Source organism: Caballeronia sp. LZ035 (genome assembly GCF_031451175.1).
In the GTDB taxonomy this organism is placed as follows: Bacteria; Pseudomonadota; Gammaproteobacteria; order Burkholderiales; family Burkholderiaceae; genus Caballeronia.
In genome coordinates this window covers 3,225,859-3,251,705 of record NZ_JARUXS010000001.1, presented here as the reverse complement: position 1 = coordinate 3,251,705, position 25,847 = coordinate 3,225,859, and the positions used below count along the sequence as shown (strand labels likewise).

At 64.3% G+C, this 25,847-nt stretch carries 24 protein-coding genes and 1 riboswitch; of the genes, 21 read left to right on the top strand and 3 right to left on the bottom strand.

Going from position 1 to position 25,847, the window contains the following annotated elements:
* Positions 1 to 4 precede the first annotated feature (4 nt).
* Entirely contained in the window at positions 5 to 382 is a 378-nt protein-coding gene (locus QCE88_RS15215) for a DUF883 family protein (protein WP_309833555.1), read from the bottom strand.
* A 301-nt stretch (positions 383 to 683) separates the two neighbouring features.
* Entirely contained in the window at positions 684 to 1,409 is a 726-nt protein-coding gene (locus QCE88_RS15210; RefSeq protein WP_309833817.1) for an OmpW family outer membrane protein, read from the bottom strand.
* Positions 1,410 to 1,614: 205 nt separating this feature from the next.
* On the opposite strand from QCE88_RS15210, the gene QCE88_RS15205 reads away from it, so the two are divergent.
* The 3 genes from QCE88_RS15205 (at position 1,615) to QCE88_RS15195 (ending at position 8,903) form a co-directional block, all read left to right on the top strand.
* Entirely contained in the window at positions 1,615 to 2,322 is a 708-nt protein-coding gene (locus QCE88_RS15205; RefSeq protein ID WP_309903193.1) for a transposase, read from the top strand.
* A 330-nt stretch (positions 2,323 to 2,652) separates the two neighbouring features.
* On the top strand, positions 2,653 to 7,356 hold the full coding sequence (locus QCE88_RS15200) for a glutamate synthase-related protein (RefSeq protein ID WP_309903191.1): 4,704 nt from the start codon (positions 2,653 to 2,655) through the stop codon (positions 7,354 to 7,356).
* A gap of 80 nt (positions 7,357 to 7,436) precedes the next feature.
* Complete coding sequence (locus tag QCE88_RS15195; RefSeq protein WP_309903189.1) at positions 7,437 to 8,903, top strand: glutamate synthase subunit beta; 1,467 nt, start codon at positions 7,437 to 7,439, stop codon at positions 8,901 to 8,903.
* A gap of 173 nt (positions 8,904 to 9,076) precedes the next feature.
* Here QCE88_RS15195 and QCE88_RS15190 read toward each other — a convergent pair whose 3' ends face one another.
* The gene (locus QCE88_RS15190) at positions 9,077 to 10,819 is read right to left on the bottom strand and encodes an ABC transporter ATP-binding protein/permease (RefSeq protein ID WP_309903187.1); all 1,743 of its coding nucleotides are present in this window, start codon (positions 10,817 to 10,819) and stop codon (positions 9,077 to 9,079) included.
* On the opposite strand from QCE88_RS15190, the gene QCE88_RS15185 reads away from it, so the two are divergent.
* The 18 genes from QCE88_RS15185 to hisC all read left to right on the top strand — a co-directional run bounded on the left by QCE88_RS15185 (position 10,818) and on the right by hisC (position 25,835).
* Positions 10,818 to 10,961 carry a hypothetical protein gene (locus tag QCE88_RS15185; RefSeq protein WP_309903186.1) on the top strand — a complete coding sequence of 48 codons (144 nt, stop codon included), beginning with the start codon at positions 10,818 to 10,820 and terminating at the stop codon, positions 10,959 to 10,961. The genes QCE88_RS15190 and QCE88_RS15185 overlap by 2 nt on opposite strands.
* Positions 10,962 to 11,092: 131 nt before the next feature.
* Positions 11,093 to 11,217: riboswitch (TPP riboswitch) on the top strand.
* 224 nt (positions 11,218 to 11,441) lie between these two features.
* Entirely contained in the window at positions 11,442 to 12,596 is a 1,155-nt protein-coding gene (locus QCE88_RS15180) for an FAD-dependent oxidoreductase (RefSeq protein WP_309903184.1), read from the top strand.
* Between the two features lie 17 nt (positions 12,597 to 12,613).
* On the top strand, positions 12,614 to 12,811 hold the full coding sequence (thiS, locus tag QCE88_RS15175; RefSeq protein WP_309903182.1) for a sulfur carrier protein ThiS: 198 nt from the start codon (positions 12,614 to 12,616) through the stop codon (positions 12,809 to 12,811).
* A 38-nt stretch (positions 12,812 to 12,849) separates the two neighbouring features.
* The gene (locus QCE88_RS15170; protein ID WP_309903181.1) at positions 12,850 to 13,656 is read left to right on the top strand and encodes a thiazole synthase; all 807 of its coding nucleotides are present in this window, start codon (positions 12,850 to 12,852) and stop codon (positions 13,654 to 13,656) included.
* Positions 13,653 to 14,753, top strand: a complete 1,101-nt coding sequence (gene thiE, locus QCE88_RS15165; RefSeq protein ID WP_309903179.1) for a thiamine phosphate synthase — start codon at positions 13,653 to 13,655, stop codon at positions 14,751 to 14,753. Before QCE88_RS15170 ends, thiE begins: the two co-directional genes overlap by 4 nt.
* A 97-nt stretch (positions 14,754 to 14,850) precedes the next feature.
* Entirely contained in the window at positions 14,851 to 15,666 is an 816-nt protein-coding gene (locus QCE88_RS15160) for an ABC transporter ATP-binding protein (protein ID WP_309903177.1), read from the top strand.
* Positions 15,663 to 16,430, top strand: a complete 768-nt coding sequence (gene mlaE / locus QCE88_RS15155; RefSeq protein ID WP_309903175.1) for a lipid asymmetry maintenance ABC transporter permease subunit MlaE — start codon at positions 15,663 to 15,665, stop codon at positions 16,428 to 16,430. The genes QCE88_RS15160 and mlaE overlap by 4 nt, the downstream gene beginning before the upstream one ends.
* Positions 16,431 to 16,524: 94 nt before the next feature.
* On the top strand, positions 16,525 to 17,109 hold the full coding sequence (mlaD, locus tag QCE88_RS15150; RefSeq protein WP_309903173.1) for an outer membrane lipid asymmetry maintenance protein MlaD: 585 nt from the start codon (positions 16,525 to 16,527) through the stop codon (positions 17,107 to 17,109).
* Positions 17,110 to 17,119: 10 nt separating this feature from the next.
* Entirely contained in the window at positions 17,120 to 18,049 is a 930-nt protein-coding gene (locus tag QCE88_RS15145; protein WP_309903171.1) for a VacJ family lipoprotein, read from the top strand.
* A gap of 124 nt (positions 18,050 to 18,173) precedes the next feature.
* Positions 18,174 to 18,803: an ABC transporter substrate-binding protein gene (locus QCE88_RS15140; RefSeq protein WP_309903169.1), complete on the top strand. Its 630-nt coding sequence runs from the start codon at positions 18,174 to 18,176 to the stop codon at positions 18,801 to 18,803.
* Entirely contained in the window at positions 18,800 to 19,087 is a 288-nt protein-coding gene (locus QCE88_RS15135; RefSeq protein WP_309903167.1) for an STAS domain-containing protein, read from the top strand. Before QCE88_RS15140 ends, QCE88_RS15135 begins: the two co-directional genes overlap by 4 nt.
* Positions 19,088 to 19,294: 207 nt before the next feature.
* On the top strand, positions 19,295 to 20,221 hold the full coding sequence (locus QCE88_RS15130) for an ABC transporter ATP-binding protein (protein WP_309833536.1): 927 nt from the start codon (positions 19,295 to 19,297) through the stop codon (positions 20,219 to 20,221).
* The gene (locus QCE88_RS15125) at positions 20,218 to 20,973 is read left to right on the top strand and encodes an ABC transporter permease (protein ID WP_309903165.1); all 756 of its coding nucleotides are present in this window, start codon (positions 20,218 to 20,220) and stop codon (positions 20,971 to 20,973) included. Before QCE88_RS15130 ends, QCE88_RS15125 begins: the two co-directional genes overlap by 4 nt.
* A gap of 16 nt (positions 20,974 to 20,989) precedes the next feature.
* Complete coding sequence (locus QCE88_RS15120) at positions 20,990 to 21,229, top strand: BolA family protein (RefSeq protein WP_309810225.1); 240 nt, start codon at positions 20,990 to 20,992, stop codon at positions 21,227 to 21,229.
* A 123-nt stretch (positions 21,230 to 21,352) separates the two neighbouring features.
* Complete coding sequence (gene murA / locus QCE88_RS15115) at positions 21,353 to 22,624, top strand: UDP-N-acetylglucosamine 1-carboxyvinyltransferase (protein WP_309903163.1); 1,272 nt, start codon at positions 21,353 to 21,355, stop codon at positions 22,622 to 22,624.
* A complete protein-coding gene (gene hisG / locus QCE88_RS15110) occupies positions 22,621 to 23,313 on the top strand; it encodes an ATP phosphoribosyltransferase (RefSeq protein ID WP_309810219.1) in 693 nt (230 codons plus the stop codon). The genes murA and hisG overlap by 4 nt, the downstream gene beginning before the upstream one ends.
* Positions 23,314 to 23,358: 45 nt before the next feature.
* Positions 23,359 to 24,681, top strand: a complete 1,323-nt coding sequence (gene hisD, locus QCE88_RS15105; protein ID WP_309903161.1) for a histidinol dehydrogenase — start codon at positions 23,359 to 23,361, stop codon at positions 24,679 to 24,681.
* 71 nt (positions 24,682 to 24,752) lie between these two features.
* Complete coding sequence (gene hisC, locus QCE88_RS15100; protein ID WP_309903159.1) at positions 24,753 to 25,835, top strand: histidinol-phosphate transaminase; 1,083 nt, start codon at positions 24,753 to 24,755, stop codon at positions 25,833 to 25,835.
* The last annotated feature ends 12 nt before the right edge of the window (positions 25,836 to 25,847 follow it).

The window sequence follows — 25,847 nt, the reverse complement described above, 5'->3', positions numbered from 1 at the left end:
ACGGTCAACGCGCGCGGGCGAGAAGAATGCCCGCGACCAGGGCGAGGCCGCCGACCAGCGCGATCGTCTGCCAGGGCTTTTCGTGGAGATAGGCGTCAGCGTCTTCGAGTACGACGCCCGCGCGCTGACGCAGCACGGCGTGGGTATCGTTGAGGCGCGCACGGGCGCTGTCGAGCCGGTCGCTGATCTGCGCGCGCAACGCGGCGGCGTCGGCCGATGTGCCTTCCGACAGTGCGCTTTCCAGTTCGCTCAGCAGCGAGCGCAGTTCCGAACCAATATCCTCGGCCGCTTCACGGCCATGCCGCGCCATGCGTCGAGCACGGCGGCTGGTCGTGGTCCATGAATCTCCGATGGCGTCACGCGTGTTGGGAAGTGCGTTCATAGATCGCTCCGTCGATGGATGAGTCGTGGATAGCCCGCCCTTGAATCAGCGGGAAAAACCCATGACTGAGCAAGTTCGGTGCCGGTGTTCATGAATCGTTGACGGGACGCCTGGCCGCGCCCGGACAAACATGGTACATGCATGGGGCACGTAAGATGTGCAAGCGATGCAATGCATCGAAGGTCACATTTACAAGCATTGCACGAATAAAAACGCCGGCATGTGCAAACATGCCGGCGTTATCTTTGTTAATGCGTATTCGCTTCGATCTTTTCAATCTCGAGTGCGCAAGGTCAAGCTTTTAGAAGCGATAGCCCACGCGCAAATACGTCACGATCGGATTCAGCGTGATTTTCGCCTGCGATTGCACATTGAGCGTACCCACTGGCGTTTGCGCTGCAGTGCTGAGCTTGGCGGTTGCCTTCATCGGAATGAACGAGACTGAAAATCCTGCAAACCAGTGTTCCGTGAAGTTGTAGGTTGCACCGACGTTAAAGACGGGCGCCCAAGAACTATCCGTGTCGACGCTGGTCGGACCATGCAGGACCGAGCCTTCGAATTGGTCATTGGTGATCTTGGCGTCGGTGAACCAGGTACGCGTCACGCCAATGCCGACGAACGGACGAAACTTCGCCTGAGGAGCATTGAAGAAGTATTTGAAGAGCAACGTCGGGCTCCACTGCTTCGCGCTGCCAAGCTTGCCGTAGCGCGAGAGAGAGCCGGTGCCTTCGAGGTCGAACGTGGGCGGGATGCCCATCTCGAGTTCCGCGGCGATGTGATCGGTTGCGAAGTAGCCGAAGGTGAAGCCGGCGGTATCAGCGCTTGAAATGCCGGCGCCCGTGCCGGGAACATCGATATTGACGGGAGATCCGCCTACACTTGTTTCTTTGAGCGGACCGCTGCTGTCTTGCGGGGCAAAATGAAACCAGCCTCCAGTGACATAGAAGGATCCGGCTGATTGCGCATGCGCCGCTGTGGACACACACGCCAATGCCGCGATCCCCGTGATGACCTGTTTTATTTTCAATTTGTGCTCCTCCGAAAAAGCACGCTCATTATGAACACAACATTTCAAAGTAACCATAGCGGCGCCGTAGAGCATTTTCCCTAGGGCACAGAGCGGCTTCGGAGCCTCATTGCACGGCATTTGCATGGCTTTCGCACATGTTGCCGGAATGGCTCCCAAGGACCCCCACCGGGGTAACACAAACGCGACCAACGGAATATCCAGAATGGCACGGCTTGCACGACTCTACGTTCCCGAACAGCCGCAGCATGTCATCCTGCGTGGTCTCGACCAGCAGCCCGCCTTCGTTGACGACCAGGACTACGAGCTCTTCATCGACTGTCTGAGAACGGCCTCGCGTGATCATCACCTCTCCATTCACGCCTATGCATTGATGCCGCAGGCGGTGCATCTGTTGGTCACGCCGCGCGACGAAGCCAGCTTGCCCAAGGCGATGCAGGCAGTCGGACGTCGTTACGTAGCGCACTTCAATCGACGTTACATGCGACGCGGCACACTCTGGGAAGGCCGCTATCGCGCGACCGTCATCGAAGGCGATCGTTACTTCCTGCTTGCTACGCGCGTTGTCGAGATGGCGCCGGTACGCGCGCAACTCGTCACAGCGCCGCAGGACTACAAATGGTCGAGCTTCCGTCATCACATCGGCCTCACGCTCGATGGGCTGATCACCGACCATCCGCTCTTCTGGTCGCTCGGCAACACGCCTTTCGAACGCCAGCACGCCTACAAGGAACTGTGCGAACAACCGCTCGATGAGCGCGAAACCACCCGTCTGCTGCAAGCGACACTCAAGGGCTGGGTGCTCGGCAGCGATTCCTATCGGGAATGGGCCGCACGGGCGGCCAATCGCCGGGTGTCGCCGCTGCCGCGCGGCCGTCCGCGCAAGGTTCGCGAAACTCCACAGGCCCAATAACGGCGTGACAATGCAAAGCTGAAGGAAAAAACGAAACGGCGTCTCGGATTTCAACGAAACGCCGTTTTTCTCGACCGATTTCAATTTGTCCCCAAATAAATGGGGCATCCTTGCACCATAACGATAATAGGTGTCAGACCATCACATTTTGTTTGCCATCATTTTGATTCGTCGCGTATATTTCGATTTCCGGCGATTGCCGCGGTGCAGCGTGCCGCGCACGACCGTGCAGTGCGACTTGATTCGTTGAAACAAAACGGTCGCGCAGCAACAAGAAAATGGTTCAACGGCCGCGTCCAGTCGGCCCCTCACAGTAGAGACGGTGTCCCCATGAACGATCAACAGCAGCCGGCATTCGGTTCGCTTCCCGCCGCGCAGGGCATGTACGACCCTGCCAACGAGCATGACGCCTGCGGCGTCGGCTTCGTCGCCCACATCAAAGGGAAAAAGAGCCACGAGATCATTCAACAGGGTCTCAAGATTCTCGAGAATCTGGACCACCGCGGCGCGGTGGGCGCCGATCCCCTGATGGGCGACGGCGCCGGCATCCTGATCCAGGTGCCGGACGGTTTCTATCGCGAGGAAATGGCCAAGCAGGGCGTGACGTTGCCGCCGGCTGGCGAATATGGCGTCGGCATGATCTTCCTGCCGAAGGAACACGCCTCGCGTCTCGCGTGCGAACAGGAACTCGAACGTACCGTGAAGGCAGAAGGTCAGGTGGTGCTCGGCTGGCGCGACGTCCCCGTCGACTCCACCATGCCCATCTCGCCCACCGTCAAGGCCACCGAGCCGCTGATCCGGCAGATCTTCATCGGGCGCGGCAAGGACATCGTCGTGACTGACGCGCTCGAGCGCAAGCTGTACATCATCCGCAAGACCGCGAGCCACCGCATCCAGGCGCTCAAGCTCAAGCACGGCAAGGAATACTTCGTGCCGTCGGTGTCGTCGCGTACCGTGGTCTACAAGGGGCTGCTGCTCGCGGGTCAGGTCGGCGTGTATTACCGCGACCTGCAGGACGAGCGCGTCGTCTCGGCGCTGGCGCTGGTGCACCAGCGCTTCTCCACCAACACCTTCCCGGCGTGGGAGCTCGCGCACCCGTACCGCATGATCGCGCACAACGGCGAGATCAACACCGTGAAGGGCAACGTCAACTGGCTGAACGCGCGCACGGGCGCGATCGCCTCGCACGTGCTCGGCGACGACCTGCCGAAGCTCTGGCCGCTGATTTATCCGGGCCAGTCGGACACGGCTTCGTTCGACAACTGTCTCGAACTGCTCGTGATGGCGGGCTACCCGCTCGTCCACGCAATGATGATGATGATCCCGGAAGCGTGGGAGCAGCACACGCTGATGGACGACAACCGCCGCGCGTTCTACGAATATCACGCCGCGATGATGGAGCCGTGGGACGGCCCCGCCGCAATCGCATTCACCGACGGCCGTCAGATCGGCGCAACGCTGGACCGTAACGGCCTGCGTCCGGCGCGCTATCTCGTCACCGACGACGACCTCGTGATCCTCGCGTCGGAGTCGGGCGTGCTGCCTATCCCCGAGTCGAAGATCGTCCAGAAGTGGCGCCTGCAGCCGGGCAAGATGTTCCTGATCGACATGGAGCAGGGCCGCATCATCCAGGACAAGGAACTCAAGGACAACCTCGCGAACGCCAAGCCGTACAAGAGCTGGATTGAAGCCGTGCGCATCAAGCTCGACGAAATCGAGCCGAAGGCGGAAGACGTCGAGACGCAACGCCGCGAAGCCGCCGTGCTGCTGGACCGCCAGCAGGCGTTCGGCTACACGCAGGAAGACCTCAAGTTCCTGATGGCGCCGATGGCGCAATCGGGCGAGGAAGCCATCGGCTCGATGGGCAACGACTCGCCGCTGGCGGTCATGTCCAACAAGAACAAGACGCTGTACAACTACTTCAAGCAGTTGTTCGCGCAAGTGACGAACCCGCCGATCGACCCGATCCGCGAGAACATGGTGATGTCGCTGGTGTCGTTCATCGGCCCGAAGCCGAACCTGCTCGACACGACCAACATCAACCCGACGATGCGCCTCGAAGTGTCGCAGCCCGTGCTCGACTTCAAGGACATCGCGAAAATCCGCTCCATCGACCAGTACACGGGCGGCAAGTTCAGCTCGTACGAACTGAACATCTGCTATCCGGTCGCGTGGGGCAAGGAAGGCATCGAGGCGCGCATCGCCTCGCTGTGCGCGGAAGCCGTGGACGCCGTCAAGTCGGGCTATAACATCCTGATCGTGTCGGACCGTCGCGCGGACCGTGACAACGTCGCGATCCCGGCGCTGCTCGCCACCTCGGCCATTCACTCGCATCTCGTCGCGCATGGCCTGCGCACGAGCACGGGTCTGGTCGTCGAAACCGGCTCGGCGCGCGAGACGCATCACTTCGCGCTGCTCGCGGGCTACGGCGCGGAAGCCGTGCACCCGTACCTCGCGCTGGAGACGCTCGCCAACATGGCCGAAGGCCTGAAGGGCGACCTCTCGGCCGAGAAGGTCATCTACAACTTCACGAAGGCGGTCGGCAAGGGCTTGCTCAAGGTGATGTCGAAGATGGGCATCTCGACGTACATGTCCTACACGGGTGCGCAGATTTTCGAAGGCGTGGGCCTGTCGGCGGATCTGGTCGAGAAGTACTTCAAGGGCACGGCGTCGAAGGTCGGCGGCATCGGCATCTTCGAAGTGGCCGAGGAAGCGATTCGCCTGCATCGCGACGCGTTCGGCGACAACCCGGTCCTCGCCACGATGCTCGACGCGGGCGGCGAGTACGCGTATCGCGTGCGCGGCGAAGAGCACATGTGGACACCGGATGCGATCGCCAAGCTGCAACATTCGGCGCGCAGCAATTCGTACCAGACGTACAAGGAATACGCGCACATCATCAACGACCAGACGAAGCGGCACATGACGTTCCGCGGTCTGTTCGAGTTCAAGGTCGACCCGGCCAAGGCGATTCCGCTCGAAGAAGTCGAATCGGCGAAGGACATCGTCAAGCGCTTCGCGACCGGCGCCATGTCGCTCGGCTCGATCAGCACGGAAGCGCACGCCACATTGGCGGTCGCGATGAACCGTATCGGCGGCAAGTCGAACACCGGCGAAGGCGGCGAGGATGAAACGCGCTATCGCAACGAACTGCGCGGCATTCCGATCAAGAACGGCGACACGCTGCAATCCATCATCGGCAAGGAAGTCGTCAGCGACATCCCGCTGAAGGAAGGCGATTCGCTGCGCTCGAAGATCAAGCAGGTGGCGTCGGGCCGCTTCGGCGTGACGGCGGAGTATCTCGCGTCGGCCGACCAGATCCAGATCAAGATGGCGCAGGGCGCGAAGCCGGGCGAAGGCGGCCAGCTGCCGGGTCACAAGGTGTCGGATTACATCGGCAAGCTGCGTTACTCGGTGCCGGGCGTCGGCCTGATCTCGCCGCCGCCGCACCACGACATCTATTCGATCGAAGACCTGGCGCAGCTGATTCACGATCTGAAGAACGTGAACTCCGGTTCGAGCATTTCGGTGAAGCTGGTGTCCGAAGTGGGCGTCGGCACGGTGGCGGCGGGTGTCGCGAAGGCGAAGGCGGATCACGTCGTGATCGCGGGCCATGACGGCGGCACGGGCGCTTCGCCGCTGTCGTCGCTCAAGCATGCGGGCACGCCGTGGGAACTGGGCCTCGCCGAGACGCAGCAGACCCTGGTGCTGAACCGTCTGCGCGGCCGTATCCGCGTGCAGGCCGACGGCCAGATGAAGACCGGCCGCGATGTCGTGATCGGCGCGCTGCTCGGCGCGGACGAGTTCGGCTTCGCGACGGCGCCGCTGGTCGTCGAAGGCTGCATCATGATGCGCAAGTGCCATCTGAACACGTGCCCGGTCGGCGTCGCGACGCAGGACCCGGTGCTGCGCGCGAAGTTCTCCGGCCAGCCGGAACACGTCGTCAACTTCTTCTTCTTCGTGGCGGAAGAAGTGCGCGAGATCATGGCGCAGTTCGGCATCCGCAAGTTTGACGACCTGATCGGCCGCGCCGAGCTGCTCGACACGAAGAAGGGCGTCGAGCACTGGAAGGCGAAGGGTCTCGACTTCTCGCGTGTGTTCTATCAAGTGCCGGTGGAAGCGGAAGTCGCGCGCAAGCATGTGGACGTGCAGGACCACGGTCTGGACAAGGCGCTCGATCACATCCTGATCGAGAAGTCGAAGGCCGCCATCGAGAAGGGTGAGCATGTGTCGTTCATCCAGCCGGTGCGCAACGTGAACCGTACGGTCGGCGCCATGCTGTCCGGCACGATCGCGAAGAAGCACGGCCACGACGGCCTGCCCGACGACTCCATCCACATTCAGCTGAAGGGCACGGCGGGTCAGAGCTTCGGCGCGTTCCTCGCGAAGGGCGTGACGCTGGATCTGGTCGGCGACGGCAACGACTACGTCGGCAAGGGCCTCTCGGGCGGGCGCATCATCATTCGCCCGACCAACGACTTCCGCGGCAAGTCCGAAGAAAACATCATCTGCGGTAACACGGTGATGTACGGCGCGATCGAAGGCGAAGCGTATTTCCGCGGCGTCGCGGGCGAGCGCTTCTGCGTGCGCAACTCGGGCGCGACGGCGGTCGTCGAGGGCACCGGCGACCACGGCTGCGAATACATGACCGGCGGCACGGTGGTCGTGCTCGGCGAGACCGGCCGCAACTTCGCGGCGGGCATGTCGGGCGGCATCGCGTTCGTGTACGACCCGGATGGCAGCTTTGCGGGCAAGTGCAACAAGTCGATGGTCGCGCTCGATCCGGTGCTGCAGCAGGCTGAACAGGAGCGCACGGTGGATCGCGCGCTGTGGCATACCGGCAAGACCGACGAAGCGTTGCTGAAGGGGCTGATCGAGCGTCACTTCCAGTTCACCGGCTCGCCGCGCGCGAAGGCCTTGCTTGAAAACTGGGACGCGTCGCGCCGTCAGTTCGTCAAGGTCTTCCCGACGGAGTACAAGCGCGCACTGGCTGAAATTGGCGCGAAGAAGTCGAAGGACGCCATCGCGGCTTGATGCCTCGTTCACACAGATATAAGCGCGCTCTGACGCCAAGACGTCAGAGCGCGTGATCCTCACCAAATACAGAGAAAGAAATGGGCAAGGCAACCGGTTTTCTCGAGTTCGAACGCCAGCACGAGGCATACGAAGCACCGCTGACCCGCGTCAAGCACTACAAGGAATTCGTTGCAGCGCTGACCGATGAAGACGCGAAGGTTCAGGGCGCGCGCTGCATGGACTGCGGCATTCCGTTCTGCAACAACGGCTGTCCGGTCAACAACATCATTCCGGACTTCAACGATCTGGTGTTCCAGCAGGACTGGAAGAGCGCGATCAACGTGCTGCACTCCACCAACAACTTCCCGGAGTTCACGGGCCGCATCTGCCCGGCGCCGTGCGAATCGGCGTGTACGCTGGGCATCAACGACGATCCGGTCGGCATCAAGTCGATCGAGCACGCGATCATCGACAAGGCCTTCGCCGAAGGCTGGGTCGTGCCGCAACCGCCGAAGCACAAGACGGGCAAGAAGGTGGCTGTGGTCGGTTCCGGTCCGGCTGGACTCGCTGCCGCGCAGCAACTGGGACGCGCGGGACATGACGTGGTCGTGTTCGAGAAGAACGACCGCATCGGCGGTCTGCTGCGCTACGGCATTCCCGACTTCAAGCTGGAGAAGTGGCTGATCGACCGCCGCATGCGCCAGATGGAAGCGGAAGGCGTGTCGTTCCGCACCAATGTGTTCATCGGCAAGGACGCGATGCCGGAATACATCGCCAACACGGCGAAGGAAACCATCACGCCGGATGAACTGAAGGAACAGTTCGATGCCGTGGTGATTGCCGGCGGTTCGGAAACGCCGCGTGATCTGCCGGTGCCGGGCCGCGAGCTCCAGGGCATCTACTATGCGATGGAATTCCTGCCGCAGCAGAACAAGGTCAATGCGGGCGACAAGGTCCCGGACCAGCTGCTGGCCAAGGGCAAGCATGTGGTCGTGATCGGCGGCGGCGATACGGGTTCGGATTGTGTCGGCACGTCGAACCGGCATGGCGCGAAGGGCGTGACGCAGTTCGAACTGCTGGCGCAACCGCCTGAAGAAGAGAACAAGCCGCTGGTGTGGCCGTACTGGCCGATCAAGCTGCGCACGTCTTCGTCGCATGAAGAGGGCTGCGAGCGTGACTGGTCGGTGGCGACGAAGCGCTTCGAAGGCAAGAACGGCAAGGTCGAGAAGCTGATTGCGGTGCGCGTCGAGTGGAAGGGCGGCAAGATGCAGGAAGTGCCGGGTTCCGAGTTCGAGATGAAGGCCGATCTCGTGCTGCTCGCGATGGGCTTCACGCAGCCAGTGTCGCCGGTGCTGGAAGCGTTCGGCGTCGAGAAGGATGCGCGCGGCAACGTGCGTGCTTTGACGGAAGGCGACAAGGCGTATTACACGTCCGTGGACAAGGTGTTCACGGCGGGCGATATGCGGCGCGGCCAGTCGCTGGTGGTGTGGGCGATTCGCGAAGGACGGCAATGCGCGCGGTCGGTCGATGCGTTCCTGATGGGGAGCAGTGAGCTGCCGCGGTAAAGGGTTGTGCCGGCAGGTTTGAGAAAAGGCGGATGGTCGAAAGGCTGTTCGCCTTTTTGGTTTGGAGGAGCGCAGGCGCTGTTGACTCTTGCGCCAGACAGATAAGAAAAAACCGCACCGGCAATCCCTCACCGATGCGGTCCTCACGACCCGCCCAAACCAGCAACCCCGCCTCAAGCCTCCGCCATCATCCTTTCGATCTCGATCTTGTAGTCATGGAACATCGCGACCGATTCACGATGCGCGACGCTTAGAATCGCCGCCTTCGGCAGCTTCTCCAGCACCGTGTTGTAGATATGGAGTTCGTTTTCCGCATCGAGCGCGCTGGTGGCTTCGTCGAGGAACAGGAAATCCGGCTTGTGCAGCAGCACGCGCGCTGCGGCCAAACGTTGCTGTTCGCCCGGCGACAGACTCCGCGCCCAGTGCGCGCTTTCCTCCAGCCGGTCCACATACGACCCGAGATTACAGAGGCGCAGCGCCTCGCGTGTTTCTTCGTCGCTGAACGTGCCGCCCGGCGACGGATACGCGAGCGCCGCACGCAGCGTGCCGATCGGCAGATAGCTCACTTGCGGGATGAACATCATCTTCGCGTCGACGGGTGCGTCGATGGTGCCGTCACCAAACGGCCACAGGCCCGCGAGCGCCCGCATCAAGGTGCTCTTGCCCGATCCCGACGGCCCGACCACCAGCCAGCGCGAGCCCGGCTCGACCGACACGTTCGCCACCCGCGACAGCGGCGTGCCGTTCGGCAGCGCGAGCGTGAGATCCTTGGTCGTGAGCGAGGGCGTGCTCGTGTAGTGCAGGTTGATGCCACCGCGCTCGGTGGCGGGCGAGTTTTCCTCGCGGATGTGGGTGGACCGCATCACGCGCTTGAATTCACGCAGACGATTCACCGTGGCGCGCCATTCGACCAACGTCGAATAACTGTTGATGAACCAGGAAAACGAATCGCTGACCGTGCCGAACGCCGATGAAATCTGCATCAGCACGCCAAACGAGAACGCCCCTGCAAAGTAGCGCGGCGCCGCGACCATGATCGGAAAGATGATGGCGATCTGGCCATAGAAGCTCAGCACGAAGGTCATGCGCTTCGTGTACTTCATGATCAGCCACCAGTTGTCGCGAATGCGCTGGAAAATGGACTTGGCGTTCGCCGTTTCGGTCGTGATGCCGTCATAGAAGGCGATCTGCTCGGCGTTTTCGCGCACGCGGATCAGCCCGAAGCGGAAGTCCGCTTCCACCTTCTGCTGCTGGTAGTTGATCGACACCAGCGGATGGCCGACCTTCTGGATGATCAGCGAGCCCAGGATCGCGTACAGCGCGGCGGCCCAGACCATGTAGCCTGGAATCGTGATCGGCGTGGCGCCGAGCGAGAAGGTCAGCGCGCCGGCAAGGGTCCACAGGATGGTGATGAAAGTGACCAGCGTGACGAGCGTCGAAAGCAGGTCAAGCGAGAGTGAAAGCGTCGTGGTCGCGAAGGATTGCAGGTCGTCGCTGATCCGCTGGTCGGGGTTGTCGGCGAGCCGGTCGCGTTCGATGCGGTAGAACGCCTTGTCGCCGAACCATTGTTCGAGATAGCGGTTGGTCAGCCATTGACGCCAGCGGAACGCCAGCATCTGCCGCAGATATCGTCCGTACACCGCGAGCAGGATGTACGCGAAGGCGAGGCCGGTGAAGATCAGCAGCAGGTGGGGAAAATCCTTGACGTTCTTGTTCTGCAGCGCGTTGTAGAAGTCTGCGTTCCAGCTGTTGAGCCGCACGTTGATCCAGACGACCGTCATGTTGATCGCGATGATCGCCACGAGCAGGCCCCAGGCGAAGCCGCGTTCCTCGGAAACCCAGTAGGGCTTGATGAGGCTCCACGCCGAGACTTCGTCGGCCTTCTGCTGCGTGTTTTCGGTACGGGTGTCGATCATGAGCTTCCTGCCGATGCGCCCTTCGGGCGGCGGGTTATTGCGTGGTCGCGCGACGGGCATGCTGCGCGGTGCGGCCGGCTGCGGCCTGTTGTCTTCCGGGCAGCCAGTTTCGGGCCTGCAAATTGTTCCGGGCTTGCCTTAACGCTCACTTAATTTCGCGCGATCGCCGGCTGAACCATGTTCGCGGCATTGTGCCAGAGTGCCGCCGCACACGAAAAAAGCAGGGCGCAATCCCGGTTTGCAGCGCGTTCGCCTTTCATGGTCTAATGACCTTCGACGAAACAGGGGTGCTTCGCATGCATCGACGGCCGAAACCGGCCCTCACGCAGCGAGGCTGAGAGAGACCCTTTGCACCCGATCCGGGTAATACCGGCGAGGGAAGTTTCCGGAGAACGCGCGACACCCGCGCCATTCCTCCAGTTTCTTCCGCACCTTGTCCTTTCCGTCCGGCGCGCATCCGCTGCCGGGCCGGTCTCTCCGCCCATGTCGTCCTTGTGATGTGCCGCAGCGCCTGCACAGACGGATCGGGCCATTTCTGCCTTCCTCCTTGCTGATGCAGCGTCAAGCATAGGCCTCGTGCGCGTGCTTCATGTGCCCGTGCCGGCCGATAGGAGACATCGAATTGAACAGCATCCATCAGACCGCCGACCCCCAGGCGGACTTCGCCGTGATCGGCGGCGGGCTCGTTGGCCGGCTCGTTGCCTGGCAGCTTGCGGGCGCGGGGCATCAAGTGAGTCTTTTCGAGCGCGGCGACGCGCTCGGCTCGCAGTCGGCCGCCTGGGTGGCGGCCGCGATGCTGGCGCCGCTCGCCGAGGCCGCCAGTGCGGAACCGCTCGTGGTCGGGCTCGGCGCGGCATCGCTCGAACGCTGGCCGGAGATCATCGCGCAATTGCCCGAGCCGGTCTTCTTTCAGCGCAACGGCACGCTCGTCGTCTGGCATGGCGCGGATCGCGCGGAAGCGCCTTTGCTCGAACGCCGGCTGCGCGCCAATTCGCCGGCCGGCTTGCTCGACGGTGGCTTCGTCAAGCTGGCCGGCACCCAGCTCGCGCAGGCGGAACCGGCGCTCGGCACGCGTTTCGCGCAAGGCTGGCTGCTGCCGAACGAAGGTCAACTCGACAACCGCCAGGCGCTCGCCGCATTGGCCGCCGGACTCGCCGCGCGCGGCGTACGCACGCACTGGAACACCTGCGTCGATGCCATGCCCGACGCGCGCTGGATCATCGATTGCCGCGGGCTCGGCGGCAAACCTGCCTGGCCCGCGCTGCGCGGGATTCGCGGCGAAGTGGCGCGAGTGCACGCGCCGGGCATTGGGCTGTCGCGGCCGGTGCGCCTGCTGCATCCGCGTTATCCGCTCTATATCGCGCCGAAGCAGGACGATCTGTACGTCATCGGCGCGACTGAAGTCGAAGGCGAGGACATGTCGCCGGTGAGCGTGCGGTCCGCGCTCGAACTGCTGAGCGCCGCGTTCGCCGTGCATCCGGGTTTCGGCGAGGCGCGCATCCTCGAACTCAACGCCCACTGTCGGCCGACCTTGCCGGATCACCGGCCAGCCATCGTCTGGGACGGGGCGCGGACTGTGCGTGTGAACGGGCTGTATCGGCACGGCTTCATGATCGCGCCCGAAGTCGCGGACACCGCATGCCGGCTGGCGGAAGCCCTCAGCGCCGGCGAAGTGTCCAGCCATGCGAGCTTCGACCACCATCGCCACGCCGCGCGCTGGCCGGAACTGCTGCACGGCGCGGCCGCTGCCGTCTCCGCGCCGGCGCTGTCGCACTAGATGAGAGGCAAAAAGCCATGAACATCCGCATCAATCAGCGCGCCTTCGATCTGCCCGACGCCGCCACCGTCAACGAGGCGCTCGCCGCCTTCGGCGCGAAGCCGCCGTTCGCGGTCGCGCTCAACGGCCAGTTCGTCGCGCGCGGCGAGCACGCCATCCGTACGCTTTCCGCCGGAGACCGGCTCGACGTCGTGTCGCCCGTCGCGGGCGGCTGAGTCGCATGACGCACATCGAAGAATCGAAGGATCCCATCATGACCACACAGACCGCCGACGTGCTCACGCTCTACGGCCAGTCCTTCCCGAGCCGGCTCTTGCTCGGCACGTCGCGTTATCCGTCGCTGCAATCGCTGTCGGACGCCATCGACGCCGCGCGTCCCGGCATGGTGACGGTCGCGCTGCGGCGTCAGTCGGAGACCGGCGAGGCCGGCTTCTTTGACGTGCTCAAGCGCCACGGCGTCGCGCTGCTGCCGAACACGGCGGGGTGCCAGAGCGTCGACGAAGTGCTGACCACGGCGTACATGGCCCGCGAAGTATTCGAGACGCCCTGGATCAAGCTCGAACTGATCGGCGACGACTACACCTTGCAGCCCGACCCGATCGGCCTGGTCGAGGCGGCGTCGAAGCTGATTCGCGACGGCTTCAAGGTGCTGCCGTATTGCACGGAAGACCTGGTGATCGGCCGGCGTCTGCTCGACGCGGGCTGCGAGGCGCTGATGCCGTGGGGCGCGCCGATCGGCACCGGGCGCGGCGTGACCAATCCGTACGGGTTGCGCACGCTGCGCGAGCGTCTGCCGGACGTGCCGCTGATCGTCGATGCCGGGCTCGGTGTGCCGTCGCACGCCAGTCAGGTGATGGAATGGGGCTTCGACGGCGTGCTGCTCAACACGGCGGTGTCGCAGGCGACCTTTCCGCCGCAGATGGCGCGGGCGTTTGCGCTGGGCGTGGAGGCGGGGCGCACCGCGTTTCTCGCCGGACCGATGGCCGAGCGCGACAGCGCGCAGGCGAGCACGCCGGTGGTCGGCATGCCGTTCTGGCATCAGGAAGGAGGGGCGGCATGAGTCTCCTGAACCGCGAAGTGTTCTGGCCGCCGGCGGATGAACTGGTCGAGGTCGCGGAACGCATCCGTGCCCGGTTGGGTGACTGGCCAACTGCCGACACGCGCTGGCGCATTTGCCTGACCGCGCCTGAAACGCCGCAGGCGACCGACCTGATCGTGTTCACCGAAGCGCGCGACGCCGATGTCGACGCCGAGCGCCTGACGAAGCAGGGCGCGGCCGTGCTCGACGCCCACGAGGAGCGCACGGTGCTGCGCCGGGGCGGCGAGCGGTTCGCACTGGAAGGTGCACGCAGCGATGACTGGCTCGCGGCGCTCGCGGCATTCCTCGATTGCAACTTCGAGCCGCACGACGCGCTGGTGCTCGCGCTCGCGTGGCGCGCCGGCGACGAGGCGCGCACTGACGCATGGCCCGTCGATTTCGCCACGTTCCCGCGCGTCGCGGACCTGCCGCCCGCGCCGGAAGGCGGTTTTGCGCCGTGTCCGGACCGGCTCGGGCTGTATCCGGTGCTGCCGGATGCCGCCTGGGTGGAACGGGTGCTCGATCTCGGCGTGCGCACGGCGCAGCTGCGTCGCAAATCGACCGCTTCCGACACGCCCGCCGTTCTGCGCGAGCAAATCGCGCGTTCGGTCGACGCGGGGCGCCGGCATGGCGCGCAGCTGTTCATCAACGATCACTGGCGCGAAGCGATCGCGGCGGGCGCCTATGGCGTGCATCTCGGCCAGGAAGACGTGCAGACCGCGGACCTGAATGCGATTGCGCGGGCCGGCGTGCGGCTCGGCCTGTCCACGCACGGCTACTACGAGATGCTGCGCGCGCTGCATTTCCGGCCGAGCTATCTGGCGCTCGGCGCCGTGTTCCCGACCACGACCAAGGTCATGCCGACGAAGCCGCAGGGCCTGGCGCGGCTCGCGCGCTACGTGCAATTGCTGTCGGGGCGCGTGCCGCTGGTGGCGATCGGCGGGATCGATGCCCGGGCGATGCCGGGCGTGCTCGCGACGGGCATCGGCAGCGGCGCGGTGGTGCGTGCCGTCACCGAGGCGCCGGACATCGCCGCTGCGGTTTCGACATTGCAACAAATGTTTGACGGTCAACCATGAAAACTCTCAAAAAGGCGGAGGTTCGGCCCTAGGCAAAGCACCGATTGCGCGCAGGCCCTATAATTCGGCCTCTTGCGTCAACGGAATCCCTTACCCAGTGCCTGCTTCTTCCGAGACTCTGCTGGAGCTGCGCGACGTCGATTTCGGCTACGGCGACCGGCTCGTTCTATCGAATCTGAACATGCGTTTCACGCGTGGGCAGGTGGTCGCCGTCATGGGCGGCTCGGGCTGCGGCAAGACCACGACCTTGCGTCTGATCGGCGGCCTCGTGAAGGCAAGTCGCGGTCAGGTGATGTTCGGTGGCCAGGACGTCGGCGCGCAGACGCGCGAAGGCCTGTACGCCCTGCGCCGCAAGATGGGCATGCTGTTCCAGTTCGGCGCGCTGTTCACCGACCAGACCGTGTTCGAAAACGTCGCGTTCGCGCTGCGCGAGCACACGGATCTCCCGGAAGATCTGATCCGCGACCTCGTGCTGATGAAGCTGAACGCGGTCGGGTTGCGCGGCGCGCGCGACCTCGCGCCGTCGGAGATTTCCGGTGGCATGGCGCGGCGCGTGGCGCTGGCGCGCGCCATCGCACTGGATCCCCAGTTGATGATGTATGACGAGCCCTTCGCCGGCCTCGATCCCATCTCGCTCGGCATCACGGCGCAACTCATCCGCACGCTCAACGACGCTCTCGGCGCCACCTCCATTCTGGTCACGCACGACGTGCCGGAATCCTTCGCCATCGCCGACTACGTGTATTTCATCGCAAACGGCGGCATTCACGCCGAAGGCACGCCGGCGCAACTGCGGGCGTCGGAAGACCCGACCGTGCGCCAGTTCATCGACGGCACGCCCGACGGCCCGTTCAAGTTCCACTACGCGAGCACCTCGCTCGAAGCGGATTTCGGCATCGGAGGGCGCGCATGATCAGCGCAATCGGACGCTGGGTGCTGGACGGCTTCGGCACCACGGGCTACGCCATGCGCATGTTCGCGCGGCTCGTGCTCGAAATCTTCCCGCTGCTGCGCCGTCCGCGTCTCGTCACGAAACAGATTCACTTCGTCGGCAATTATTCGCTCGTCATCATCGCGGTATCGGGCTTGTTCGTCGGTTTCGTGCTCGGCTTGCAGGGCTATTACACGCTGAGCCGCTACGGTTCTGAACAGGCGCTCGGCTTGCTCGTCGCGCTGTCGCTGGTGCGCGAACTCGGTCCGGTCGTGACCGCGCTGCTGTTTGCCGGGCGCGCGGGCACGTCGCTGACGGCGGAAATCGGCTTGATGAAAGCCGGCGAGCAACTCACGGCCATGGAAATGATGGCCGTCGACCCGCTGCGGGTCGTCGTGGCGCCGCGCCTCTGGGCGGGCATCATCGCCATGCCGGTGCTCGCGGCCATCTTCAGCGCGGTGGGCATTCTCGGCGGCTACGTGGTCGGGGTGATGCTGATCGGCGTGGATCCCGGCGCGTTCTGGTCGCAGATGCAAAGCGGCGTGGATGTCTGGCGCGACGTCGGCAACGGCGTCATCAAGAGTGTGGTGTTCGGTTTCGCGGTGACGTTCATCGCGCTGTTCCAGGGCTACGAGGCGAGGCCGACGCCAGAAGGCGTGTCGCGCGCAACGACCAAAACCGTCGTATATGCGTCGCTGGCCGTGCTCGGGCTCGATTTCCTGCTGACCGCGCTGATGTTCAGCTAGCGAACCCGGTGCCAGGCGCCGGATCCGGCGCGGGCGTTGTGAGGGCAACAGACCGTCACGCGCCATCTGCGAAAAGATTCTCTTTGGGAAGACGATGAAAAAGACTGCTCTCGACTTTTGGGTCGGCCTGTTCGTGGTGCTCGGTTTCGTGGCGCTGCTGTTTCTCGCGCTGAAGGCGGGCAACATGAGTTCCCTGTCGTTCCAGCAAACCTATGCGGTGAATCTCAAGTTCGACAATATCGGCGGACTGAAGCCGCGCGCGCCGGTCAAGAGCGCGGGCGTGACCGTGGGACGGGTCGGCAGCATCGGCTTCGACCAGAACACGTACCAGGCCGTGGTCACCATCGACATCGACAAGCAGTATCAGTTTCCGAAGGACTCGTCGGCGAAGATCCTGACCTCGGGCCTGCTCGGCGAGCAGTACATCGGCCTCGAGCCGGGCGGCGACGACCAGATGCTCAAGAACGGCGACACCATCACGATGACGCAGTCCGCCGTGGTGCTCGAAAACCTGATCGGCCAGTTCCTCTATAACAAGGCGGCGGATTCCGGCGCATCGAAGGCGCCGGCGGCGCCGGCGCCCGCTGCACCGGCTTTCCCGGGCGCAGCGAGCGCAATGGGTGGTTCGGGTGGTTCGGGTGGTTCGGCTGCATCGCCCGCATCGGGCGCGGCTCAATAAGGAGAAGAACATGCAGGCCATGGGGATGCGGTGCGCGGCGATGATCGCGTGCGCGGCGGCGCTCGGCGGATGTGCCACCGTGACGACGCCCAGCAAGGGCGATCCGTTCGAGAGCTACAACCGCACGATGTTCACGATCAACGACACGGTGGACCGCTACGCGTTCAAGCCGGTGGCGAAGGGCTACGTGTGGGCGGTGCCGGAGCCGGTGCGCAACAGCGTGACCAACTTCTTCTCGAACATCGGCGACGTGTATATCGCCGCGAACAATCTCCTGCAGTTGAAGATCGCGGACGGCGTGTCGGACATCATGCGCGTCGCCATCAATACGCTGTTCGGCGTCGGCGGCCTGTTCGACGTCGCGACCATCGCGAAGCTGCCGAAGCACTCCGGCGATTTCGGCCTGACCATGGGCCATTACGGCGTGCCGCCGGGCCCGTATGTCGTGCTGCCGTTGCTCGGCCCGAGCACCGTGCGCGATTCCGCCGGCCTGGTGGTCGACTATTTCGGCAATCCGCTGACCTACGTCAGCCCGGATTCGGTGAGCTGGGCGCTGTACGGCGTGAACCTCATCAACACGCGGGCGAACCTGCTGGACGTCTCGGACCTGCTGGCCGACGCTGCCCTCGACAAATACACCTTCGTGCGCAACACGTACTTGCAGCGCCGCCAGTTCCTGATCACCGGAGGCGACAACAACGCGCCCGACTACAGCGAAGCGCCGCCACCGAACTATTCCGACAGCGAAGGCGCGGCCGCCGCGACCGGGGCATCGGCAGCGCCCGCCGAGCCCGCTTCGCAGGCAGCGGAGGGCGCCGCGCCGGCATCAGGCACGGCGGCTGCACCTGCACCGGCGAGCGGAGCCAATGGCACCGTGCCCGGCAACCAGTACGTACCGCCGCGCGCGCCGCCCGGGTTCCCTTCGTTCCGCTTGCGTTGAGCGGAGAGTCGCTCACGCGCGGTAACATAGCTGACGACATTTCTTACGATTTGGAGCGCGCTTCGCCTGAACTCGATCCAGGCGGCGCGCTCAAACTGAAGCCTCTATCTCTGCAGGGTTTGCGATGAAAAAACTATTGCTTCTTCCCCTTTTCGCCCTGTTCGCGGCGTTCTGCGGTTCGGCGTCGGCGCAGTCGGTGGATGCGAATTCGCCGGAACAGCTGATCAAGACCGTGACCACGCAAGTGCTCGATGAACTCAAGTCCGACAAGCAGATCCAGTCGGGCAACATCAACGAGATCACCAAGCTCGTCAATGAAAAGATTCTGCCTTATACGGATTTCACGCGCACCACGCGTCTCGTGATGGGCCGCAACTGGAACTCGGCTACGCCGGAGCAGCAGAAGCAGATCGTCGAGCAGTTCAAGATGCTGCTGATCCGCACCTACGCGGGCGCACTGGCGCAAGTACGCAACCAGACCATCCAGTACAAGCCGTTCCGCGCGTCGCCGGAAGATACCGATGTCGTGGTCCGGTCGGTCGTGATGAACAACGGTCAGCCGGTCGAACTGGACTACCGCCTGTACAAGACGCCGCAAGGCTGGCGCGTGTACGACATCAACGTGCTCGGCGCATGGCTGATCCAGGCGTATCAGCAGCAGTTCAATGAGCAGATCCAGCAGCACGGTGTGGGCGGCCTGTTGCAGTTCCTCACGCAGCGCAATCAGCAACTCGCGAGCGGCAAGGCATCGTGAGTACGCCGGCTACGGGCGGCCGTTTCCAGACGGCCGCGTCGCTGACGCACGAGAGCGCGAACGCCGCGCTCGAAGCTGGCCTGTCGCGCATCGCGGCGGGCGCGAGCGAGGTGGATTGCGCACCGCTCACGCAGTTCGATTCCTCCGCGCTCGCCGTGCTGCTCGCATGGCAGCGCGCCGCGTCCGCGCGTGGCGCCGCGTTCGGCGTCGTCAATCTTCCCTCCGGGCTCGAGAGTCTCGCGCGAGCCTATGGCGTCGACACGCTTCTCTCCTTCCGACATTGATCCTGCGCTGACCCGGCAGCGGCTGCATCTGCCGCTGCGTTCACGCCAGCAGGATCGCCGCAAGGTCGGCTCAAGCCGCTTTGCCCTATAATCAAACGTTTTTTCGGGCGTCGCCCCGGCCCTCTTTATGCGAGCCGGTAGAAGCGGGCCCGGAAGCGCCATCCCCGCACAATCGAGGCGCGGCCGAACGTGGCCCGCGCACAGTCCATGTCAGCGATAGAAATCCGAAACGTCAGGAAGCGCTACAAGGAGCTCCAGGCGCTCAAAGGCGTGAGCCTCACGGTCGAAGAAGGCGAGTTCTTCGGCCTGCTCGGCCCGAACGGCGCGGGCAAAACCACCTTGATCAGCATCCTGGCCGGCCTTGCCCGTGCCGATAGCGGCACGATCTCCGTGCGCGGACACGACGTCGTCAGCGACTTTCGCGCGGCGCGCCGCGCGCTGGGCGTCGTGCCGCAGGAACTCGTGTTCGATCCTTTTTTTACCGTCCGCGAGTCGCTGCGAATCCAGTCGGGTTACTTCGGCCTGCGCCGCAACGACGACTGGATCGACGAAGTGATGGCCAATCTCGATCTCACCGAGAAAGCCGACGTCAACACCCGCGCACTGTCGGGCGGCATGAAACGCCGTGTGCTGGTGGCGCAGGCGCTGGTGCACCGGCCGCCGGTGATCGTGCTCGACGAGCCCACCGCCGGCGTCGACGTCGAATTGCGCCAGACGCTGTGGAAATTCATCTCGCGTCTGAATCGTGAAGGTCACACCATCGTGCTGACCACGCATTACCTGGAAGAAGCCGAATCCCTGTGCGACCGCCTCGCGATGCTGCGGCGTGGCGAAGTCGTCGCGCTGGAACGCACGAGTGCGCTGTTGCAGCGCTTCGCCGGCATGCAGCTCTATCTGCGTCTGGCGAACGGCCCGTTGCCCGCCGAACTGCGTGCGCTCGAAGTGGATCCGCAGGCCGTGTCCGGCGCCCAGCACCTGCTGCGGCTCACGAGCTACGACGACGTCGAGCCGATCCTCGCCAAATGCCGCGCGGCAGGCTGCACCTTCGACGAAATCGAAGTGCGCAAGGCGGATCTCGAAGACGTGTTCATGCAGGTGATGAACGGGCCCGAAGTGGTCGAGGGACTGTCATGAGCGGTTTCCAGACGTTGTTCTACAAGGAACTGCTGCGCTTCTGGAAGGTGTCGTTCCAGACCGTGCTCGCGCCGGTGGTGACGGCGCTCCTGTACCTGACCATCTTCGGTCATGCGTTGTCGGGGCACGTGCAGGTGTATCCGGGCGTCGGCTACACGAGCTTCCTCGTACCCGGCCTCGTGATGATGAGCGTGTTGCAGAACGCGTTCGCCAACAGCTCGTCCTCGCTGATCCAGTCGAAGATCACCGGCAATCTGGTGTTCGTGCTGCTGCCGCCCATCGCGCACTGGGAGATGTTCTTCGCCTATGTGCTGGCGTCGGTGGCGCGCGGTCTGTGCGTCGGGCTGGGCGTGTTCGTCGTGACGATATGGTTCATCCCGATGTCTTTTTCCGCGCCGTTCTACATCATTGCGTTCGCGGTGCTCGGCTCGGGCATCCTCGGCACGCTGGGGTTGATCGCGGGCATCTGGGCCGACAAGTTTGACCATCTGTCCGCGTTTCAGAACTTCCTGATCATGCCGCTCACGTTTCTTTCCGGCGTGTTCTACTCGACGCATACGCTGCCGCCGCTGTGGCGCGCGGTGTCGCATCTGAACCCGTTCTTCTACATGATCGACGGCTTTCGCTACGGCTTCTTCGGCGTGTCGGACGTGAATCCGCTGGTGAGCCTGTGCATCGTCGGCGCATTCCTGGCCGCGCTGGCGTTGATCGCCGTGCGCATGCTCGCGAGCGGCTTCAAGCTGCGTCATTAAATTCAAGGAGACTTCCATGCAACCGACTCCGGAGCAGGTGAAAGGCTATATCGCGGCCGGTCTCGCCTGCCAGCATCTCGAAGTGGAGGGCGACGGCCAGCACTTCTTCGCGACCATCGTGAGCGACGCGTTCGCCGGCAAGCGGCCGATCGCGCGCCATCAGCTCGTCTATGCCGCGCTCGGCGAGCGCATGCGCGAGGAGATTCACGCGCTCAGCATGAAGACGCTCACGCCCGAAGAGTGGCAAGCGGCCTGAACCAGGCCGGCATCGCCGGCAGAAACACGCAGACATAGGCAGTAGACAGTGCGAATCATCAAAGACAACCGCGGCGTCGAAAGCGGCTCCGCAGCAGGCAGCTCGGTCGAAGGACACGTCATCATGGATAAACTGGTCATCACGGGAGGCGCCAAGCTTTCCGGCGAAATCACTGTTTCGGGCGCCAAGAACGCGGCGCTGCCGATTCTCAGCGCGAGCCTGCTCACCGCGGACGACGTTCATCTGTCGAACGTGCCGAACCTGCAGGACGTGCGCACCACGCTCAAGCTGCTCAAGCAGATGGGCGTGCAGTCGGAAGTGTCCGCGGACGGCCGCGTGACGCTCAATGCATCGAAGGTGGACAACCTCGTCGCGCCGTATGAACTCGTGAAGACGATGCGCGCGTCGATCCTCGTGCTCGGGCCGCTGGTCGCCCGCTTCGGCGAGGCGAAGGTGTCGCTGCCGGGCGGCTGCGCGATCGGCGCGCGTCCGGTCGATCAGCACATCAAGGGCCTGCAGGCGATGGGCGCCGAGATCAACATCGAGCACGGCTTCATCGAAGCGCGCGCGAAGCGTCTGAAGGGCGCGCGCATCATCACCGACATGATCACGGTGACCGGCACCGAGAACCTGCTGATGGCCGCGGTCCTCGCCGACGGCGAGACGGTGATCGAGAACGCCGCGCGCGAACCCGAAGTGAGCGACCTCGCGCATCTGCTCGTGAAGATGGGCGCGAAGATCGACGGCATCGGCACGGACCGGCTCGTGATCCAGGGCGTCGAGAAACTGCATGGCGCGCAGCATGCGGTCGTGCCGGACCGTATCGAAGCGGGCACGTTCCTGTGCGCGGTCGCGGCGGCGGGCGGCGACGTCACGCTGCGTCACGTTCGGCCGCAGCTGCTCGACGCCGTGACGGCCAAGCTGCGCGAGGCGGGCGTGAGCATCGAGGAAGGCGACGACTGGATGCGCGTGCGCATGGCGAAGCGTGCCGAAGCCGTGAACATCCGCACCTCCGAATACCCGGCGTTCCCGACCGACATGCAGGCGCAGTTCATGGCGCTCAACACGATCGCCAACGGCACGTCGCAAGTGGTCGAGACGATCTTCGAGAACCGCTTCATGCACGTGCAGGAACTGAACCGTCTGGGCGCGAGCATCACCATCGACGGCAATACGGCGCTGGTCGCCGGCGTCGAGAAGCTGTCCGGCGCGAAGGTCATGGCAACGGACCTGCGCGCGTCGGCCAGCCTCGTGATCGCGGCGATGTGCGCGGACGGCGAAACGCTGATCGACCGCATCTACCATCTGGACCGCGGCTACGACCGCATGGAAGCCAAGCTGACGGCGGTCGGTGCGAATGTGCGCCGCATCGCGGGCAGCGGAGGCGAACAATGAGTTCGTTGCCGCAGACGTCGTCGTCGCTGGCGGCGAGCGCGCCGCTGACGCTCGCCTTGTCGAAAGGGCGTATCTTCGAGGAAACGCTGCCGCTGCTGGCGGCGGCCGGCGTGCAGGTGGCCGAGGATCCGGAAAGCTCGCGCAAGCTCATTCTGCCGACCACCAATCCGAATCTGCGCGTCATCATCGTGCGCGCAACCGATGTCCCCACCTACGTCGAATACGGCGCGGCGGACTTCGGCGTGGCGGGCAAGGACGTGCTGATCGAGCATGGCGGCGGCGGTCTGTATCAGCCGGTGGATCTCGATATCGCGCGTTGCCGGATGTCGGTCGCGGTCAAGGCCGGGTTCGACTACGCGAGCGCGGTGCGCCAGGGCGCGCGCCTGCGGGTCGCGACCAAGTACACCGAGACGGCGCGGCAGCATTTCGCGTCGAAGGGCGTGCACGTGGACCTGATCAAGCTGTACGGCTCCATGGAACTGGCGCCGCTGGTCGGTCTGGCCGATGCGATCGTCGACCTGGTCAGTTCGGGCGGCACGCTGAAGGCGAACAATCTGGTCGAGGTGGAGGAGATCATGCAGATTTCGTCGCGCCTCGTCGTGAATCAGGCGGCGCTGAAGCTCAAGCGGGCGGCGCTGAAGCCGTACCTCGACGCGTTCGAGCGCGCCACCGGCGGGTCAGGCAATTAGGCGGGCCGCACGCGCGGCGCGCCATCAGCAAAACGGAAAACCGGCATGTCCATCAAGATTCGCAAACTCGATTCCAGCACCGACGGCTTCCAGCAGGCGCTGCGCGCGGTGCTTGCCTTCGAGGCCAGTGAAGACGAAGCGATCGAGCGCTCGGTTGCGCAGATCCTCGCCGATGTGAAAGCGCGCGGCGACGAAGCCGTACTCGACTATACCTACCGCTTCGACCGACTGAAGGCGGACAGCGTGGCTGCGCTCGAATTGCCGTTCGCCGAGATGGAAGCCGCGCTCGAAGGGCTCGAACCGAAGCGCCGTGCGGCGCTCGAAGCGGCGGCGGCGCGTGTGCGCGGCTATCACGAGAAGCAGCGTATCGAGTGCGGCAGCCACAGCTGGCATTACACCGAAGCCGACGGCACCGTGCTCGGCCAGAAGGTCACGCCGCTCGACCGCGCGGGCATCTACGTGCCGGGCGGCAAGGCGGCGTATCCGTCGTCGGTGCTGATGAACGCCATTCCGGCGCGCGTCGCGGGCGTGAAGGAAATCGTCATGGTCGTGCCGACGCCCGACGGCGTGAAGAATCCGCTGGTGCTCGCGGCGGCGCTCTTGGGCGGCGTGGACCGCGTGTTCACGATCGGCGGCGCGCAGGCCGTGGCCGCGCTCGCCTACGGCACGAAGACCGTGCCGGCGGTCGACAAGATCTGCGGTCCGGGCAATGCGTACGTGGCGTCGGCGAAGCGGCGCGTGTTCGGCACGGTCGGCATCGACATGATTGCGGGACCGTCCGAAATTCTCGTGATCTGCGACGCCACCACGGACCCGCGCTGGGTCGCGATGGACCTGTTCTCGCAAGCCGAACACGACGAACTCGCGCAATCCATCCTGCTGTGTCCGGACGAGGCGTTCATCCGCCGCGTCGAGGAAGCGATCATCGAACTGTTGCCGGCGATGCCGCGCCGCGACGTCATCCAGCGTTCGCTCGAAGACCGTGGCGCGCTCATCAAGGTGAAGGACATGGCCGAAGCGTGCACGATCGCGAACGACATCGCGCCGGAACACCTGGAAATCTCCGCGCTCGATCCGCATCAATGGGCCGCGCAGATCCACAACGCAGGCGCGATGTTCCTTGGCCGCTACACGAGCGAGAGCCTGGGCGACTACTGCGCCGGACCGAATCACGTGTTGCCCACGTCGCGCACGGCACGCTTCTCGTCGCCGCTCGGCGTGTACGATTTCATGAAGCGGTCGAGCGTGATCGAAGTGAGCGCGGACGGTGCGCAGACGCTCGGCGAGATCGCCGCGGAACTGGCTTACGGCGAAGGCTTGCAGGCGCATGCGCGCAGCGCGGAATACCGGATGAAGAACGTCGGCTGATCGAGGCCGGCCCACTGAACGAGGCAACCTGAGAGTTGCCGTCTGACCGGCGAGAGAGACGCTGGAACAACATGACCACAGCACAAGACATCATTCGTCCCGACGTCCTCGCGATGGGGAGCTATCCGGTGCCCGACGCCACGGGCCTCATCAAGCTCGACGCGATGGAGAATCCCTGGACGCTGCCCGCCGATCTGGCGAAGGCGCTGGGCGAGCATCTCGCTGGCGTCGCGCTGAACCGCTATCCGGCGCCGCGTCCCGCCGACCTGCTCGCGAAGATCAAGCGCACGATGCAGGTGCCCGATGCCTGCGACGTGCTGCTCGGCAACGGATCGGACGAACTCATCAGCATGATGTCGGTGGCGTGCTCGAAGCCGGGCGCGAAGATCGTCGCGCCGGTGCCGGGCTTCGTCATGTACGAGATGTCGGCGAAGTTCGCGCATCTCGACTTCATCGGCGTGCCGCTGAAGGCGGACTTCACGCTCGACGCCGACGCGCTGATCGCCGCCATCGAGGCGCACGCGCCCGCGCTGGTGTATCTCGCGTACCCGAACAATCCGACCGGCACGCTCTACGACGACGCCGACATCGAGCGCGTGATCACGGCGGCGAGCCGGAGTCTCGTCGTGATCGACGAGGCTTACCAGCCCTTCGCGGAGAAAAGCTGGATGCCGCGCGCGGCGGAGTTCGACAACGTGGTCGTGATGCGCACCGTGTCGAAGCTCGGGCTCGCGGGCATCCGTCTGGGCTACATGGCGGCGCGTCCCGGCTGGATCATGCAGTTCGACAAGGTGCGCCCGCCGTACAACATCAACGTGCTGACGCAGGCGACCGCTGCCTTCCTGCTCGATCACCTCGACGTGCTCGACGCCCAGGCCGCCGAATTGCGCCGCCAGCGCGCGACGCTCGCGGCGGAGGTCGCCGCCTTGCCCGGCATGACGGTTTTTCCGAGCGCCGGCAACTTCCTGCTGGTGCGCGTGCCGGATGCCGCGGTGGCTTTCGAAACCCTTCTAACTTCGCGGGTTTTGATCAAAAACGTGGGTAAAATGCACCCGTTGCTGGTGAATTGCGTGCGTTTGACGGTCGGAACGGCCGAAGAGAACGCGCACATGGTCGCGGCGCTCAAGAAGCTCGCCCCGCTCGCACCGAACTAACCCTCACATTCG

Excerpts from the sequence above, each read along its gene's own strand:
- mlaD (WP_309903173.1), top strand. The coding sequence starts at position 16,525 with ATGAAAAAGACTGCTCTCGACTTTTGGGTCGGCCTGTTCGTGGTGCTC.
- thiE (WP_309903179.1), top strand. The coding sequence starts at position 13,653 with ATGAGTCTCCTGAACCGCGAAGTGTTCTGGCCGCCGGCGGATGAACTG.
- hisC (WP_309903159.1), top strand. The coding sequence starts at position 24,753 with ATGACCACAGCACAAGACATCATTCGTCCCGACGTCCTCGCGATGGGG.
- QCE88_RS15215 (WP_309833555.1), bottom strand. The coding sequence starts at position 382 with ATGAACGCACTTCCCAACACGCGTGACGCCATCGGAGATTCATGGACC.
- QCE88_RS15170 (WP_309903181.1), top strand. The coding sequence starts at position 12,850 with ATGACCACACAGACCGCCGACGTGCTCACGCTCTACGGCCAGTCCTTC.
- thiS (WP_309903182.1), top strand. The coding sequence starts at position 12,614 with ATGAACATCCGCATCAATCAGCGCGCCTTCGATCTGCCCGACGCCGCC.
- QCE88_RS15120 (WP_309810225.1), top strand. The coding sequence starts at position 20,990 with ATGCAACCGACTCCGGAGCAGGTGAAAGGCTATATCGCGGCCGGTCTC.
- QCE88_RS15140 (WP_309903169.1), top strand. The coding sequence starts at position 18,174 with ATGAAAAAACTATTGCTTCTTCCCCTTTTCGCCCTGTTCGCGGCGTTC.
- QCE88_RS15190 (WP_309903187.1), bottom strand. The coding sequence starts at position 10,819 with ATGATCGACACCCGTACCGAAAACACGCAGCAGAAGGCCGACGAAGTC.
- mlaE (WP_309903175.1), top strand. The coding sequence starts at position 15,663 with ATGATCAGCGCAATCGGACGCTGGGTGCTGGACGGCTTCGGCACCACG.
- QCE88_RS15200 (WP_309903191.1), top strand. The coding sequence starts at position 2,653 with ATGAACGATCAACAGCAGCCGGCATTCGGTTCGCTTCCCGCCGCGCAG.
- QCE88_RS15145 (WP_309903171.1), top strand. The coding sequence starts at position 17,120 with ATGCAGGCCATGGGGATGCGGTGCGCGGCGATGATCGCGTGCGCGGCG.
- QCE88_RS15195 (WP_309903189.1), top strand. The coding sequence starts at position 7,437 with ATGGGCAAGGCAACCGGTTTTCTCGAGTTCGAACGCCAGCACGAGGCA.
- QCE88_RS15185 (WP_309903186.1), top strand. The coding sequence starts at position 10,818 with ATGAGCTTCCTGCCGATGCGCCCTTCGGGCGGCGGGTTATTGCGTGGT.
- murA (WP_309903163.1), top strand. The coding sequence starts at position 21,353 with ATGGATAAACTGGTCATCACGGGAGGCGCCAAGCTTTCCGGCGAAATC.
- QCE88_RS15205 (WP_309903193.1), top strand. The coding sequence starts at position 1,615 with ATGGCACGGCTTGCACGACTCTACGTTCCCGAACAGCCGCAGCATGTC.
- hisD (WP_309903161.1), top strand. The coding sequence starts at position 23,359 with ATGTCCATCAAGATTCGCAAACTCGATTCCAGCACCGACGGCTTCCAG.
- QCE88_RS15130 (WP_309833536.1), top strand. The coding sequence starts at position 19,295 with ATGTCAGCGATAGAAATCCGAAACGTCAGGAAGCGCTACAAGGAGCTC.
- QCE88_RS15125 (WP_309903165.1), top strand. The coding sequence starts at position 20,218 with ATGAGCGGTTTCCAGACGTTGTTCTACAAGGAACTGCTGCGCTTCTGG.
- hisG (WP_309810219.1), top strand. The coding sequence starts at position 22,621 with ATGAGTTCGTTGCCGCAGACGTCGTCGTCGCTGGCGGCGAGCGCGCCG.